Below are 13876 nucleotides of genomic sequence, written 5' to 3' on the forward strand. Positions count from 1 at the left end.
TCCCGACGACTGGAGGCGACACCTTCCCCGAACTTGCGCGGATCTTGCGTCAGGTCGTGCGAGAACGATCAGGCATCTGGTGCCCTCAGCACGAAGGTCTCCAGCAGCTCGCCGCCGTACCAGTCGCTGCGCTGGCCCACATGGGTCATGCCCAGCCGCCGCGCCACCGCCATCGACGGCTCGTTGCCCGACGACACGACGGCGTAGATCTCCCGGGCACCGGCGGCGAACTCCCGGGCTACCGCCGCGCGGGCCGCCTCGGTGGCGTAGCCGTTACCCCACGCGTCCGGGTGCAGGTGCCAGCCCACCTCGATGTCGTCGGTCCGCACCGCCTCATCCCGGCCCGGCAGCGGCTTGAGCAACGCCGTGCCCACCACCTGCCCCGTCTCGCGTACCTCGATCGCCCAGGTGCCGTACCGGCCGCCGTCGGCGGCGTGCCGCTCCTGCCAGCTCCGCAGTCGCTCGGCGGCCTGGGCCGGGTTGGTCATCGGCAGACCCGGCGCCGCGCCCAGATACCGGCTGATCTCGGGACGTGAGTAGATGTCGTAGATCCGAGCCAGATCGGTCGGATCGTCGGTCCAATCGCGCAGGATCAGGCGTTCGGTGGTGAGAACAGTCATGACCGGCGATCTTAAGGAGTGACGGCCCCGACGACAGGGAAGGAGGACCCGATGGGCAACGGATGGCAGCGCACGAAACGGATCACCAGTGCCGCGTTCCGTCCGGTGCGCGGTCGGGACCTGTCGCTGCACGCCGCCGCGATCACCTTCTACGGGGCGATCGCCGTGGTGCCGGTCGCCCTGCTGGCGATCTGGCTCACCGCACTGGTGGCCGGGGCCGACCGGGTACGCCGGCTCACCTCGTACGCCGTGGAAGCCCTGCCCACCGCGATCGGCGCACCCCGGGCGGTGGACGCGCTCGTCAACGCCGGGGTGGAACTGACCCCGCTGCTGGCACTGGCCTCCCTCCTGCCCGCGTCCCTCTACGGCGAGGGTCTGCGCCGGGCGTTCGTCTCGGTCGCCGCACCCCGCTCCGACGAGCACCTGATCGGCTGGCGGGGCCGGCTTCTGCTGCTGCCCCTGCTCGCGCCGGCCCCCGCCCTGCTGCTCTCGATCCTGCTGGCGCTCCCGCTCACCACCCGACTCGTCCGCCAGGGCGGCTGGCTCGGCGTGCTCGGCGTGGTGCTGTCGTTCCTCGCGGTCTGGCTGGTGCTCACGCCCGTGCTGGTGTGGGTGTTCCGGGTGGTCGGCCCGGCGTCACCGGACTGGCTCTCCACAATCGGGATCGGGTCGTTCACCGCGGCGAACCTCTCCGGTTTCCTGCACGGCTTCGTGCTCTTCGCCTCGCTCCCGCTGGACCTGGGCGTGCCGTTCGGCGGCTTCGACGACATCGGCGCCGGGGTGGCCGTACTCCTCTGGCTCTACCTGTTCCACGTGATCGTCCTGGCCGGCTACTCCGCCACCCTGGCCCTCTCCCGCTGGCGCACCACCCGCACCCCCACCCCGCCGAGTTGATCAAGAGCTTTGCGTCACCGGGAGGCCACTTCTTGACGCAAAGCTCTTGATCACCGGGGGCGGGGGCGGGGGTGGGGTGGGGTGGGTGGGGAGCGGAGGGGTGACCTGGGTGGTGGGGCGGACTAGGCTGCCGCGGCATGAGCAGTGAGATTCCCGCCCGCGCCGATGTCGTGATCGTCGGTGCCGGGCACAACGGTCTGGTCTCCGCCGTGCTGCTGGCCCGCGCCGGCCTGGATGTCCTGGTGCTGGAGGCCGCCGACGTGATCGGCGGTGCGGCCCGCACCGAGGCCCCGTTCCCGAAGGTGCCGGGGCTGCGGCACTCCACCGGCTCGTACCTGCTCGGGTTGATGCCCCCGGAACTGCTCGCCACGCTCGACGTACGGATCCCGGTGCTGCGCCGCGACCCGCACTACTTCCTGCCCACACCGGGCGGCCTCGGCTCGCCGTACCTGCTCTTCGGCAGTGACACCGCCGCCACCCGGGCGCAGCTCGCGGAGTTCTTCTCCCCCGCCGACGTGGCCGCCGACGACGCCATGCAGGCCGAACTGGCGGCGCTGCGCGAGGACCTCGCCCCGGCCTGGCTGGCGGAGCCGCTGACCGCCGAGGAGACCGCCGAGCGGTACGTCCGCCCAGCGCTGCGGCAGGTCTTCGTCGACCTCGTACGGGGCTCGGTCGCCGACTACCTGGCCCGGTTCGAGTTCCGCTCGGAGCTGCTGGTCAGCATGTACGCGGTCACCGACGGCCTGTCCGGGCTCAACGCCGGCCCGGACGACCCCGGCACCGGTCACAACTTCCTCGTGCACAACATGTGCAGACTGCCCGGCTCCGGCGGCACCTGGATGATCGCCGAGGGTGGGATGGGCACGGTCTCCCGGACGTTCGCCGAGGCCGCCCGCGCCGCCGGGGCGACCATCCTGACCGGTACGCCGGTGCACGCGGTGACCCTGGACGGCGGCGCGGCCAGCGGAGTCGTGCTGGCCGACGGACGGCAGGTCGCCGCCCGGGTGGTGCTCGGCGCGTGCGACCCGTACCGGCTGATGGACCTGTTGCCCGACGGCGCGCTCCCGGCGCCGCTCGGCCAACGGATGGCGGCGGTCCGCCGTCCCGGCACCACCCTCAAGCTCAACCTGGCGCTCAGCGGGCTGCCGCGGTTCTCCTGCCTGCCGGACGGTACGCCGAGCCCGTTCGGCTCGACCATCCACCTGCTGCCCGGGTCCGCGTCGCTGGTCGGCGGGGACGCCACCTCGCCGATGACCGCGCTGCGCGACATGTGGGCGGACGTGCGGGCCGGGCGGCTGCCGGCGGAGCCCACGATCGAGTGGTACCTGCACACCACCGTCGACCCGTCGCTCTCCGACGCCGCCGGGCACCACTCGTCGGCGCTGTTCGTCCAGTCGGTCCCGTACGAGTTGGCCGGCACCACCTGGGACGCGGAACTGCCCGGCTACGTCGACCGGCTGATCGAGATCGTCGAACGGTACGCGCCCGGCACCGGTGACCTGATCGCCGACGCGGTGCCGCTGCCCCCGCCCGGCATCGAGGCGCACTTCGGCATCACCGGCGGGCACATCCACCACGTCGACAACACCGTCTCGTTCACCGACCGGATGCCCTACGCCACCGGCATCGACGGTGTGTACGCCGGCAGCGCCGGCTGCCACCCGGCCGGCAGCGTCATCGGCGCAGCCGGCCACAACGCCGCCCGCCGAATCCTCACGGACCTGGCGAGCTGACCCCGGTCCCTCCCCGCGTCGAGCCCCCTCACCGCGCGAGCCCCCTCACCGCGCGAGCCCCCTCACCGCGCGATCCCCCTCACCGCGTCGATCATGGACTTGTGGTGCCTGCTTTGAGACCGTAAGCAACCTTTGTCACCCACCACAACTCCATGATCGACGCGCGCCTGGAGGCGCGGGGTCAGATCACCGCTTCGCCGGCGGGGGCCGGGGTTTCCGCGTCCACGCGGTGGGCTCGTACCTTGTGGCCCACGCTCGTCAGGCAGCGGCCGCTGGGCAGGTCGAACTTCCAGCCGTGCAGCTGGCAGGTGAGCTGGTCACCCTCGACGATGCCGAACCGGGTCAGGTCCGCCTTCAGGTGCGGGCAGCGCCGCTGCACCACCCAGTCGCCAAGCGTGATGTCCTCGGCGTCGGTGCTGCGCTCGTGCTCGTCGTACCAGCCCTCGGCGTACTGGAGTCGCTCCTCGGAGAGGCACTTGAAGAACGCGTAGACGAACTCGTTGTACTGGCCGATCCGGGCCGCCGAGAACCGGCAGGACAGGAAGAGCGAGTTGACCCAGTCCACCTCGTCGATGAAGAGCAGGTGCTCGATCAGCGACCGCTCGGTCCGGAACCGGTAGCGGACCTTCTCGTCCGCGTACGGCCGGACCTCCTTGCCGGGGAAGTCCACCACGATCGACTCGACACTCGCGCCGTCGTAGCCGACCAGATCGAAGCGGACCGGACCGCCCACGCCCTTGGCCAGGTAGATCGACTCGTCGAGCAGCGGCTCGATCCGACGCTTCATCTCGCCCAGCACGTCCACCTCGGGGTGCCGCCAGGACGCCTTCTCCGCCTCGATGATCGGGCGCTTGCGCTCCCGCATCTCCTCCAGGTGGGCGACCTTGTTCGCGAAGAACTCCTCGACCGGCACCGGGTGGGTGGTGCTCGCGCCCTCGGTGGTGACCTCGGCGACGCTGCCCGGCAGCAGCACGATCCCGTTGGTGCCACCGACCTTGGCGTACTCCGAGAGGAAGACCGACTGGTCGGGGAAGATGTTGCCCTCGTCGCCGTGGATGTCGTTGAACTGCCACAGGGCGTCGTCGAGGAAACACGGCGGGCCGGCGATCGGGAAGACGTGGTCGGCCTTCAGGTCGTCGATGTAGCGCCAGGTCCGGTCGAACTGCCGGTCCCGCTTCTGCTTGCCGAACGCGGTCTTCGCCGCCTGCGGCAACTCGTAGACCATCGGGTACCAGATCGCGCCGGAGAACTGGAGCAGGTGCGCGTGCACGTGCCCCAGCTCGGCGAAGACGCTCAGGTCGGTGGGGCGGGCGTCGTTCTGGTTGAGCAGCCGTACCCCGTCGTACTCGACCCAGAGCGAGGAGTCACCGATCGGCCCGTCGGTCGGGCTGGTCAACGCCTGAATCATGATCTTCAGGCCGCCGGGCAGCTCCACCACCTGCTCGTTGGGCGTCCTCAGGAACTTCGTGAAGCCCAGCGCCCGAAACTCGTCCTCCATCTCCGAGGTCGGGAACTCGGGGAGCAGGACCGTAGCGTCCTTCGAGACGAAATCCCGCAGGTGCTTCGCGTCGAAGTGGTCCCGGTGCAGGTGCGAGACGTACAGGTAGTCGACCTGGCCCAGGCTGTCCCAGTCGAGCAGGGAATTGTCCGGGAACGGGAACCACGACGCGAAGTAGGCCGGGTTGACCCACGGGTCGCACAGGATGCTGCCCGCGGCCGTGTCGATCCGCATGCTGGCGTGCCCGGTTCCGGTCACTCGCACCGCACAGTCCCCCTCAAACAGACAATCAGGTGTACGCCAAACGCTACCGGAGTGCGTCGGACCGCCGCCCCGCGACGCCGGTAGTGCCGTTCGACCAGCCGGGAAGGGCTCACTGGTCGGACCCTGCGCCGGGGCCGGTACGAGGCGTGCCAGACTAACCAAAGATCCGATCGCGAGGGAAGGACCGACAGTGGCAGGAAGCGAGCCGGTAACGTCGCCAGACCAGCACAAGCCCGGGCACCGCAAGGCCGGGCAGATCGGCGCCGTGCTCTCCGCACTGGCGCTGCTGGCGATGATCTGCGGCAACCACGAGGGCAGGGTCGAGGACATCTGGCTGATCGGCCTGGCCGCACTGCTGCTGATCATCGTGATCGGCGACATCGTGCTGCGGCGCAACGGTCTGCGCTCCTGACCCGACCCGCACCGGACGACAACGCCGAGGGCCCGCCCCCACCCGGGGAACGGGCCCTCGTCCGTACGTCTCGGGGTCAGCGCCCGAAGAGGATGTCCTGCACGTCCTTGAGCGCGGCGTCGACCTCAGCCTCGAAGTAGCCACCGGGCACCAGACCGAACCGGAGCGTGTCCAGGTCCTTCGGGTCGACAGGCATCGGGTTGCGGCGCTGCATGCCGCCGAGCAGGGTGTCGAAGAACCGGTCCACCTGGTCCGGGTCGTACCCGCTGCCGAACCGGCGCACCTGGAAGCTCCGGCGGATCTGGTCGACCCGGTAGAGATCGCTGCCGGGCGGGCCAGCCATCGGCGGGCCGACCATCGGCGGGCCACCCATCGGCGGACCGGCCACGGCGGGCGGGCCGGCCATCGGGGGCCCACCGATGCCCTGCTGGGCCAGCGGAGGCGGACCGGCGGGGCCCCGGCGCATGTCGCGCAGGTCCCGCTCCGGCATCCGGATCTCCGCGGTCATGTCGGTACGCCCGTGCCGCCCGGCCTCGAAGCCGTCGAAGCGCGGCTCCTCCGGGGGATAGCCGCCGGGCGAACGCTTGTCGTCCGGACCGTAGCCGCCGGGAGAGCGGTGATCGTCCGGGCCGTACCCACCGGGCGCGCGGTGATCGTCCGGGCCGTAGCCGCCGGGAGAGCGCTGGTCGTCCGGGCCATAACCACCGGGCGCGCGCTGGTCGTCGGGGGGGCCGTAACCACTGGGGCCGGCGGGCAGGCCGCGCGGCGGAACACCGTGGCCCGCCATCGGGCCGGGACCCATCGCAGCGCCGGGACCCATCGGGCCGCCAGGTCCCATCGGGCCGGGGCCGGCCGGGCCTCGCGGCGCGTCGTAGCCGCCGCGGGGGGCGTCGTACCCACCGGCGAAGGCACCGGTCGGCTCGTCGTAGCGGCCGTAGCGATCGGCGGGAGGACCGGCCTGCGCGGGCATCGGCCGGGGCGGCATCGGCTGCGGGACCATGCCGCGGTCATCGCGCATCGGTGGCCCCATCCGGTCCGGTGGACCCATCCGGTCACCCATCCGGGGGTCGCCACCGCGACCGGCGCTGGTGCGCTCCTCAAGCTCGGCCAACTGCCGCTCGACCCGGTCCAGGTGCAGGTCGACCTGCCACTCGTCGTAGCCGTTGAAGCGGACCCGGAAGACGACGTCGTGGACCTCCTGGGAGGCCACCGGCGCGCCGACCTGGCGGCCGTCGAGCGTCGCCTCGACCCGGTCGAGGAAGGCATCCACCTCGTCGACCTTGTATCCCCGGCGGAGCGCCTTGCGCCGGAAACGCTGACCCTGACTCGCCACTATGTCTCCTGGTCTCGTTCGCTACGCCCGGTCACGCCGGTGCCTCTCCGGCGCGGTCGGTGAAGGTGTCGTTGTCCTCGGCGGCGGCGAGTTGACCACACGCGCCGTCGATCTCGCGACCTCGGGTGTCCCGTACGGTGGTGGACACCCCGGCATCGCGCAACCGCCGGACGAACTCCCGCTCAACCGGCTTCGGGCTCGCGTCCCAGCGGCTGCCCGGCGTCGGATTGAGTGGAATGAGGTTCACGTGGGTCAATTTGCCGGCCAGCAGCCGCCCGAGGAGGTCGGCTCGCCACGGCTGGTCGTTCACGTCCCTGATCATCGCGTACTCGATCGACACGCGACGGCCCGTCCGGGCGGCGTAGTCCCACGCCGCGTCCAGCACCTCGGCTACCTTCCAGCGCTGGTTCACCGGCACGAGTTCGTCGCGCAGATCATCATCGGGCGCGTGCAACGACAGCGCAAGGGTCACTGAGAGGTCTTCGCTGGCCAGTCGGCGGATGGCCGGAACCAGGCCGACCGTGGAAACGGTGATGTGCCGCTGGGACAGGCCGAGCCCCTCCGGAGCTGGGCTGACCAGGCGGCGGATCGCCCCGATGACCCGGTTGTAGTTGGCCAGCGGCTCGCCCATGCCCATGAACACGACACGCGACAGCCGCGGCGGGGAGCCGACCACCGCGCCGGAGGCCGCCACGCCGGCCATGTACACGGCCTGGTCGACGATCTCGGCGGTGGACAGGTTGCGGGTCAGCCCGGCCTGGCCGGTCGCGCAGAAGGGGCAGGCCATCCCGCAGCCCGCCTGGCTGGAGATGCAGACGGTCACCCGGTCCGGATAACCCATCAGCACGCTCTCCACCAGAGCGCCGTCGTGCAGCCGCCAGAGCGCCTTACGGGTCGCGCCGTCGTCACAGGCCAGTTCACGCACTGGGGTGAGCAGGGTCGGCATGAGCTGCTCGGACAGCCGTTCCCGGGTCGCCGCGGGCAGGTCGGTCATGGCCTGCGGGTCGCGGACCAGCCGCCCGAAGTAGTGATTCGAGATTTGCTTGGCGCGGAAGGCGGGCTCACCCAGCTCGGTGACCAGCGTCTGGCGGCCGGCCAGGTCCAGGTCGGCGAGGTGCTTCGGCGGCATGGAGGCCCGGCGCGCGGCGGGGGCGTCCGAGATGGCGGGGATCAACGGCAGGCTCGTCATGGCTGGTCCAGTGTGTCACGCCCTCGGCGGCAGGTGCCGGTCCGGAGGTGTCGAACGGGCCGCCACCACCGGAGCCGGATGACCAGGACGCCGTGATTCATACCTCAGTTCACCGCCGGCACGAAGATCGCCAGGAGCAGGTACGCGGTCGGCACCGCGAACAGGATCGAGTCCAGTCGGTCCATCAGCCCGCCGTGGCCGGGCAGCAGGTTGCTCATGTCCTTGACGCCGAGATCCCGCTTGATCATCGACTCGGCCAGGTCGCCGAGGACCGCCGCACAGGAGATGGCCACCCCGAACAGGGCACCCCACCAGGGCTCCAGGTCGAACATCAGCCACAGCAGCAGCGCGCTGCCCACGGCCGCGGCGGTGACCGAACCGGCGAAACCCTCCCAGGACTTCTTCGGGCTGATCGACGGCGCCATCGGGTGGCGACCGAACGAGACGCCGGCCGCGTACCCGCCGGTGTCGGAGAGGACCACCGCGATCAGGGTGGCCAGGATCCGCATCCAACCGTCGTCGGGCGCCGCCGCCAGCAGCGCCGCGAAACCGGCGAGGAACGGCACGTAGACGGCGATCAGGGTGGTCGCGGTGACATCCCGCTGGAAGCCGGCCGGACCGTCACCCAGCCGCCAGATCATGGTGCCGAGCACGGTGACCAGCAGTCCGAGACTGAGCGCGTCCGGACCGGCGAACCAGGCCAGACCCACGGTCAGCACCCCGCCGGCGATCAACGGCACCAGCGGCGGGTGCGCGCCACTGCGGCGGACCGCCCGGGCCATCTCCCAGCTGCCGACGGCGACGGCGGCGGCGATCACCGGCAGGAACGCCAACGGGTAGAAGATCAGCGGCACCACGATCAGCGCGCCGAGACCGAGCCCCACGCCGATCGCCGCCGGCAGGTTGCGGCCGGCCCGCCCGTTGCCCACCTGCTGGGTGGCCGGTCGGTCGACGCTGGCCCGGCGTCGGCCCTTCGGCCGTCGGCCACCCGGCGGATCCGGCTCGGTCGCCGGCGGCAGGTCCGGTGCCACCTCGGCCCCGATGGGCGCGAGCTGCGCGGTCGGAAAACCGGCGTCGTCGTCGTAACGGACCGGCCCGTCGAACGGCTGCGGGCCGTCGTAACGGCCGGGCTCGTCGAACCGGCCGGGCTCGTCGAACCGCTCCGGGTCACCGGGGCGGGCCGGGGCGCCGTCCGGGCCGGCGGGCGGACGATCGCCGTACCGGCCGGCGCGACCCCGGTCGTCGTACCTGTCGGGTTGGTTCCGGTCGTCGTCGTACCGGTCGCGGCCGTCGAAACGGTCGCGCCGGTCGCGGTCGTCGAAACGGTCGTCCGGGCGGACCGCGCGGCCACGCTCGTCGTACGGGTCCGTCGGGTGCGGGTCGGCGGGTGGCCGGGTACGCGGGTCGGCGTACAGCTCAGGACCGGCGGTGGGTCGGCGTTGCCACTGGCCGGCGTCCAGGTCCTGCTCGGGCCAGGGCAGTGCCACTGGGTGCTCCGGGCGGTCCCAGCCGCGAGGCTCGCTGCCGTAGGGGTCGGGGTGGGACATCACGCACCGCGACGGGGCGCGAGAACCACCACATGACGCAAGACCACAAGCATCCCCTACACGTGCGATGTTCCTCCGATTGACCGCCCCGACGGTCGGTCGATCCCCGGTGTTCACCGCCCGGTGGCCGGGAATCCTGCCGAGCCTACTGCACCCGCCGGACCGGCACGGCGGACGAGGCACGGCGACGGGCGTCGCCCCTGGCCGGCAGGCCATCGCGACCGAAACGCACCCATCCGGTACGCAGATTCGCAGCCATCGATCCGACTCGTTCGCTGCACGATCAGGTACTGAGCCGTACCCGCCCGACGTGGTCCGCTGGGGCCGCGCCGGTCTCCGCCGACGTGACCACGGGGAAAGGGCACGCACATGTACAAGATCAGTCTGGGGGTGCTGGCGGCCGCGGCGATCGTCCTCGGAGCAGGGGCACCAGCCGCCGCCACCACCGCACCGACCAGGATCACCATCGATCGGCACGCCAGCGAACTGTTCCCGTTCGAGCCGCCCGTCGGTGAGCCGGGGGTGACGTACCCGGCGACCGCCGTCACCGCGACCGCCCGGCACTGCCCGGCCGGCATCGTCCTCATGTCGGCCTCGCTGGTGCAGGACGGCCTGCCGACCCTCTGGGCCACCGGCGGCCACGGCGCCGGCGAGATCCTCTGCGACGGTGGCACGGTCGAGCTCGCGATGGCCTTCGCCCGGATCACCCCGGCACTGCACCCCGGTCGCGCCACCGCCCACTTCTCGCTGCGCGACGCGACCACCAACGAGGAGTTCGCCGAGGGCACCAGGACCGTCTGGATTCCCTGCTGAGATACGACACGAGGCCCGTTCCCGATGTCGGGAACGGGCCTCGAAGCATGGTTCAGACCTCGAGCAGCTCGGTTTCCTTGTGCTTCACCAGGTCGTCGATGGTGGCCACGTAGCGCTGGGTCAGGTCGTCGAGTTCCTTCTCGGCGCGGCGACCGTCGTCCTCGCCGGCCTCGCCGTCCTTGACGATCCGGTCCAGCTCTTCCTTGCCACGGCGGCGGACGTTGCGGATGGCCACCTTGGCCTCCTCGCCCTTGTTCTTGGCCACCTTGATCATGTCGCGGCGACGCTCCTCGGTCATCTGCGGGAGCAGGATGCGCAGCTGGTTGCCCTCGTTGTTCGGGTTCACCCCGAGGTCCGAGTCGCGGATCGCCTTCTCCATCGCATTGATCTGCGAGTTGTCGTACGGCTTGATGATGGCCATCCGCGGCTCGGGCACCGCGATCGACGCCATCTGGGTCAGCGGCGTGGGCGTGCCGTAGTAGTCGATGATGACCTTGGAGAACATGGCGGCGTTGGCGCGACCGGTACGGATGGCGCCGAACTCCTCCTTGGCGTGCTCAACCGCACGATCCATCTTTTCCTCGGCCTCGAGGAGGGTGTCGTCGATCACCGGTCTCCTCGCCTCCTTCTGTGCTCGTGGTGGGCTCTGCTGAAAGTCGTCAGGACCGCCGGTGCCGTCGCCATCGGCGGGGCTCAGGCGGTGATCAGGGTGCCGATCTTGTCGCCACCCACCGCGCGGATGATGGTGTCGTCACCCTGCGCGCCGAACACCAGCATCGGCAGGCCGTTCTCCATGCAGAGGCTGAACGCCGCCGCGTCGGCCACCCGCAGGTTGCGGCGCAGCGCCTCGGAGAAGGTGATCGAGTCGAGCTTGCTGGCGGTGGGATCGATCCGCGGGTCGGCGGTGTAGACGCCGTCCACGCCGTTCTTGCTCATCAGCACCACGTCGGCCCGAATCTCCAGAGCCCGCTGGGCGGCCACCGTGTCGGTGGAGAAGTACGGCATGCCCGCGCCCGCACCGAAGATGACCACACGGCCCTTCTCCAGGTGCCGGATCGCCCGCAACGGGATGTACGGCTCGGCGACCTGGGCCATGGTGATGGCGCTCTGCACCCGGGTCTCGATGCCCTCCTTCTCCAGGAAGTCCTGGAGGGCGAGGCAGTTCATCACGGTGCCGAGCATGCCCATGTAGTCGGCGCGGGCCCGGTCCATCCCGCGCTTCTGCAGCTCCGCGCCGCGGAAGAAGTTGCCGCCGCCGACCACCACGGAGACCTGCACGCCGCGGCGGACCACGGTGGCGATCTGCCGGGCGATCGCCTGGACGACGTCCGGGTCGACGCCGATCGCGCCGCCACCGAACACCTCACCGGAGAGCTTCAGCACCACTCGGCGGGCGCGCCCCGGCGGCGGCGCCGTCGGATCGTCCAGCTCCAGCGTCCGGTCACTCACAACCTGCGTCATCCGCCCCGCCCTTCCCCACGCGCACGCCCCGTGCGGCGCGTACCGCGAACCTGCCGCTGCCGACCCTATGTGACGAGGAGGCCGCGGTGCCTGTCACGTACACCGGCGGCCTCCTCGTTGACGTCTTCTGCCCACGGGCGCACGTGGCGCCCGGTGGCGGCTCAGGCCTGGCCGACCTCGAACCGCACGAAGCGGGTGACCTCGATGCCGGCCTCGGCCAGCAGCTGCTTCACCGACTTCTTGTTGTCGGCGACGGACGCCTGCTCGATCAGGACGTAGTCCTTGAAGAAGGAGTTCACCCGACCCTCGATGATCTTCGGCAGGGCCGCCTCGGGCTTGTTCTCCTCGCGGGCGGTCTGCTCGGCGATGCGCCGCTCGGACTCGACGACCTCGGCCGGAACCTCGTCCCGGGTGAGGTACTTCGGCCGCATCGCGGCGATCTGCATGGCCACACCACGGGCGTCGGCGTCGCCCGCCTCGTCGCTCTTGCCGGTGTACGACACCAGCACACCAACGGCCGGCGGCAGGTCCTGGGCCTTGCGGTGCAGGTAGACGGCGGTGGTGCCCTCGACCCGGGCGAACCGGTTGAGCACCAGCTTCTCGCCGATCTTGGCGGACTGCTCCTGGATCAGGTCCGCGACGACCTTGCCGTCGAGCTCGGTGGCGAGCAGCTCCTCGGCGGTGTTCACGCCGGCGCGCTCGCCGTGCTCGACGAGCTGCTGGGCCAGCGCGATGAACGACTCGGTCTTGGCGACGAAGTCGGTCTCGCAGTTGAGCTCGAGCAGCGCCTTGCCGGAGTGGGCGACCAGGCCGTTGGCGGCCGTACGGCCGGCCCGCTTGCCGACGTCCTTGGCGCCCTTGACGCGCAGGATCTCGACGGCCTTGTCGAAGTCGCCCTCGGCCTCGGTCAGCGCCTTCTTGCTGTCCATCATGCCGGCGCCGGTGAGGTCGCGGAGCTTCTTGACGTCCGCGGCGGTGATTTGGGACATGGCTCTCTCTTCGGTGTTGAGACGGCGTGTGGATGGTCAGAGGTGCCGGTTACCCGGATCCGGGCAGATCGTGCCCGGCGTACCGCCGCTGCCCGCCGTCTGCGAAAACGGACGGGCAGCGGCGATGCGATCACTCCGCGGTGGCGGCCGCCGGCTGCTCGGTGGCAGCAGCGGCGGGCTGCTCGGCCGGGGCGGCGGCGGGCTGCTCGGTCGCCGTGGCGGCGGGCTGCTCGGCGGCGGCAGCGGCCGGCTGCTCGGCCGGGGCGGCCGACTCGTCGGCCTTCTTCGGCTCCAGCAGCTCGCGCTCCCACTCGGTCAGCGGCTCGTCACTCGCGACACCCTCGGGCTTCTCGTCGTTGCCCCGGCGACGGCCGGAACGCGCGATCAGACCATCCGCGACGGCGGCGGCCACGACCTTGGTCAGCAACTCGGCCGAGCGGATCGCGTCGTCGTTGCCCGGGATCGGGAAGTCGACCTCGTCCGGGTCACAGTTGGTGTCCAGCACCGCGATCACCGGGATGCCCAGCTTGCGGGCCTCGTCGACGGCGATGTGCTCCTTCTTGGTGTCGACGATCCAGACCGCGGCGGGAAGCTTCTGCATGTCCCGCAGACCACCGAGGGTGCGGGTCAGCTTGATCTTCTCGCGGGAGAGCTGCAGGGTCTCCTTCTTGGTGTAACCGGCGGCGGTGCCGCTGAGGTCACCCAGGCCCTCCAGCTCCTTCATCCGCTGGAGCCGCTTGTACACCGTCTGGAAGTTGGTCAGCATGCCACCGAGCCAGCGGTGGTTGACGTACGGCTGGCCGACCCGGGTCGCCTGCTCGGCGATCGCTTCCTGGGCCTGCTTCTTGGTGCCGACGAACAGGATGCTGCCACCCTCGGCGACGGTCCCACGCACGAACTCGTACGCCTTCTCGATGTACTCGAGGGTCTGGCGCAGGTCGATGATGTAGATGCCGTTGCGCTCGGTCATGATGAAGCGCTTCATCTTCGGGTTCCAGCGCCGGGTCTGGTGCCCGAAGTGGACACCGCTCTCCAGCAGCTGGCGCATGGTCACGACGGCCATGGTTGGGGTACTCCTCAAGATCCCTGGTTGTCACGCCCGGCCGGTGGCCGGGCGTCCTGG

Annotated in this window: 13 protein-coding genes; 4 read left to right on the forward strand and 9 right to left on the reverse strand. The window is 70.9% G+C overall.

Features of this window, described 5'->3' with window-relative positions; all coding sequences use genetic code 11:
• Positions 1-68: 68 nt before the first annotated feature.
• A complete protein-coding gene (locus AB0C01_RS23340; RefSeq protein WP_357572108.1) occupies positions 69-620 on the reverse strand; it encodes a GNAT family N-acetyltransferase in 552 nt (183 codons plus the stop codon).
• A 51-nt stretch (positions 621-671) separates the two neighbouring features.
• Here AB0C01_RS23340 and AB0C01_RS23345 point away from each other — a divergent pair, with 51 nt between their 5' ends.
• Both AB0C01_RS23345 and AB0C01_RS23350 read left to right on the forward strand, forming a co-directional pair.
• Positions 672-1514 (forward strand): YhjD/YihY/BrkB family envelope integrity protein, encoded by an 843-nt coding sequence (locus AB0C01_RS23345; protein WP_357250318.1) that lies wholly within the window; start codon positions 672-674, stop codon positions 1512-1514.
• A gap of 137 nt (positions 1515-1651) precedes the next feature.
• Positions 1652-3247 (forward strand): NAD(P)/FAD-dependent oxidoreductase, encoded by a 1596-nt coding sequence (locus AB0C01_RS23350; RefSeq protein ID WP_357250321.1) that lies wholly within the window; start codon positions 1652-1654, stop codon positions 3245-3247.
• A 181-nt stretch (positions 3248-3428) separates the two neighbouring features.
• On the opposite strand, the gene AB0C01_RS23355 is transcribed toward AB0C01_RS23350, so the two are convergent.
• The gene (locus AB0C01_RS23355) at positions 3429-5009 is read right to left on the reverse strand and encodes a Rieske 2Fe-2S domain-containing protein (protein ID WP_357250325.1); all 1581 of its coding nucleotides are present in this window, start codon (positions 5007-5009) and stop codon (positions 3429-3431) included.
• Positions 5010-5199: 190 nt separating this feature from the next.
• Here AB0C01_RS23355 and AB0C01_RS23360 point away from each other — a divergent pair, with 190 nt between their 5' ends.
• The gene (locus AB0C01_RS23360) at positions 5200-5421 is read left to right on the forward strand and encodes a DUF2631 domain-containing protein (protein ID WP_130408195.1); all 222 of its coding nucleotides are present in this window, start codon (positions 5200-5202) and stop codon (positions 5419-5421) included.
• 76 nt (positions 5422-5497) lie between these two features.
• Here AB0C01_RS23360 and AB0C01_RS23365 read toward each other — a convergent pair whose 3' ends face one another.
• The 3 genes from AB0C01_RS23365 to AB0C01_RS23375 all read right to left on the reverse strand — a co-directional run bounded on the left by AB0C01_RS23365 (position 5498) and on the right by AB0C01_RS23375 (position 9490).
• Positions 5498-6754 (reverse strand): DivIVA domain-containing protein, encoded by a 1257-nt coding sequence (locus AB0C01_RS23365; protein ID WP_357572109.1) that lies wholly within the window; start codon positions 6752-6754, stop codon positions 5498-5500.
• Between the two features lie 31 nt (positions 6755-6785).
• Positions 6786-7943 carry a 23S rRNA (adenine(2503)-C(2))-methyltransferase RlmN gene (gene rlmN / locus AB0C01_RS23370; protein WP_357572110.1) on the reverse strand — a complete coding sequence of 386 codons (1158 nt, stop codon included), beginning with the start codon at positions 7941-7943 and terminating at the stop codon, positions 6786-6788.
• A 104-nt stretch (positions 7944-8047) separates the two neighbouring features.
• Positions 8048-9490, reverse strand: a complete 1443-nt coding sequence (locus AB0C01_RS23375) for a phosphatidate cytidylyltransferase (protein WP_357572111.1) — start codon at positions 9488-9490, stop codon at positions 8048-8050.
• Positions 9491-9859: 369 nt separating this feature from the next.
• Here AB0C01_RS23375 and AB0C01_RS23380 point away from each other — a divergent pair, with 369 nt between their 5' ends.
• The gene (locus AB0C01_RS23380; RefSeq protein ID WP_357572112.1) at positions 9860-10303 is read left to right on the forward strand and encodes a hypothetical protein; all 444 of its coding nucleotides are present in this window, start codon (positions 9860-9862) and stop codon (positions 10301-10303) included.
• Between the two features lie 52 nt (positions 10304-10355).
• Here the strand turns inward: AB0C01_RS23380 and frr are convergent, their stop codons facing one another.
• The 4 genes from frr to rpsB all read right to left on the reverse strand — a co-directional run bounded on the left by frr (position 10356) and on the right by rpsB (position 13816).
• Complete coding sequence (gene frr / locus AB0C01_RS23385; RefSeq protein WP_357250340.1) at positions 10356-10913, reverse strand: ribosome recycling factor; 558 nt, start codon at positions 10911-10913, stop codon at positions 10356-10358.
• Between the two features lie 83 nt (positions 10914-10996).
• Positions 10997-11764 carry a UMP kinase gene (gene pyrH / locus AB0C01_RS23390; protein ID WP_030487501.1) on the reverse strand — a complete coding sequence of 256 codons (768 nt, stop codon included), beginning with the start codon at positions 11762-11764 and terminating at the stop codon, positions 10997-10999.
• Between the two features lie 161 nt (positions 11765-11925).
• Entirely contained in the window at positions 11926-12753 is an 828-nt protein-coding gene (gene tsf / locus AB0C01_RS23395) for a translation elongation factor Ts (protein ID WP_357250343.1), read from the reverse strand.
• Between the two features lie 130 nt (positions 12754-12883).
• The gene (rpsB, locus tag AB0C01_RS23400) at positions 12884-13816 is read right to left on the reverse strand and encodes a 30S ribosomal protein S2 (RefSeq protein WP_357250346.1); all 933 of its coding nucleotides are present in this window, start codon (positions 13814-13816) and stop codon (positions 12884-12886) included.
• Between the last annotated feature and the right edge of the window lie 60 nt (positions 13817-13876).

The sequence above is a fragment of the Micromonospora sp. NPDC048905 genome (genome assembly GCF_040649655.1).
In the GTDB taxonomy this organism is placed as follows: Bacteria; Actinomycetota; Actinomycetes; order Mycobacteriales; family Micromonosporaceae; genus Micromonospora.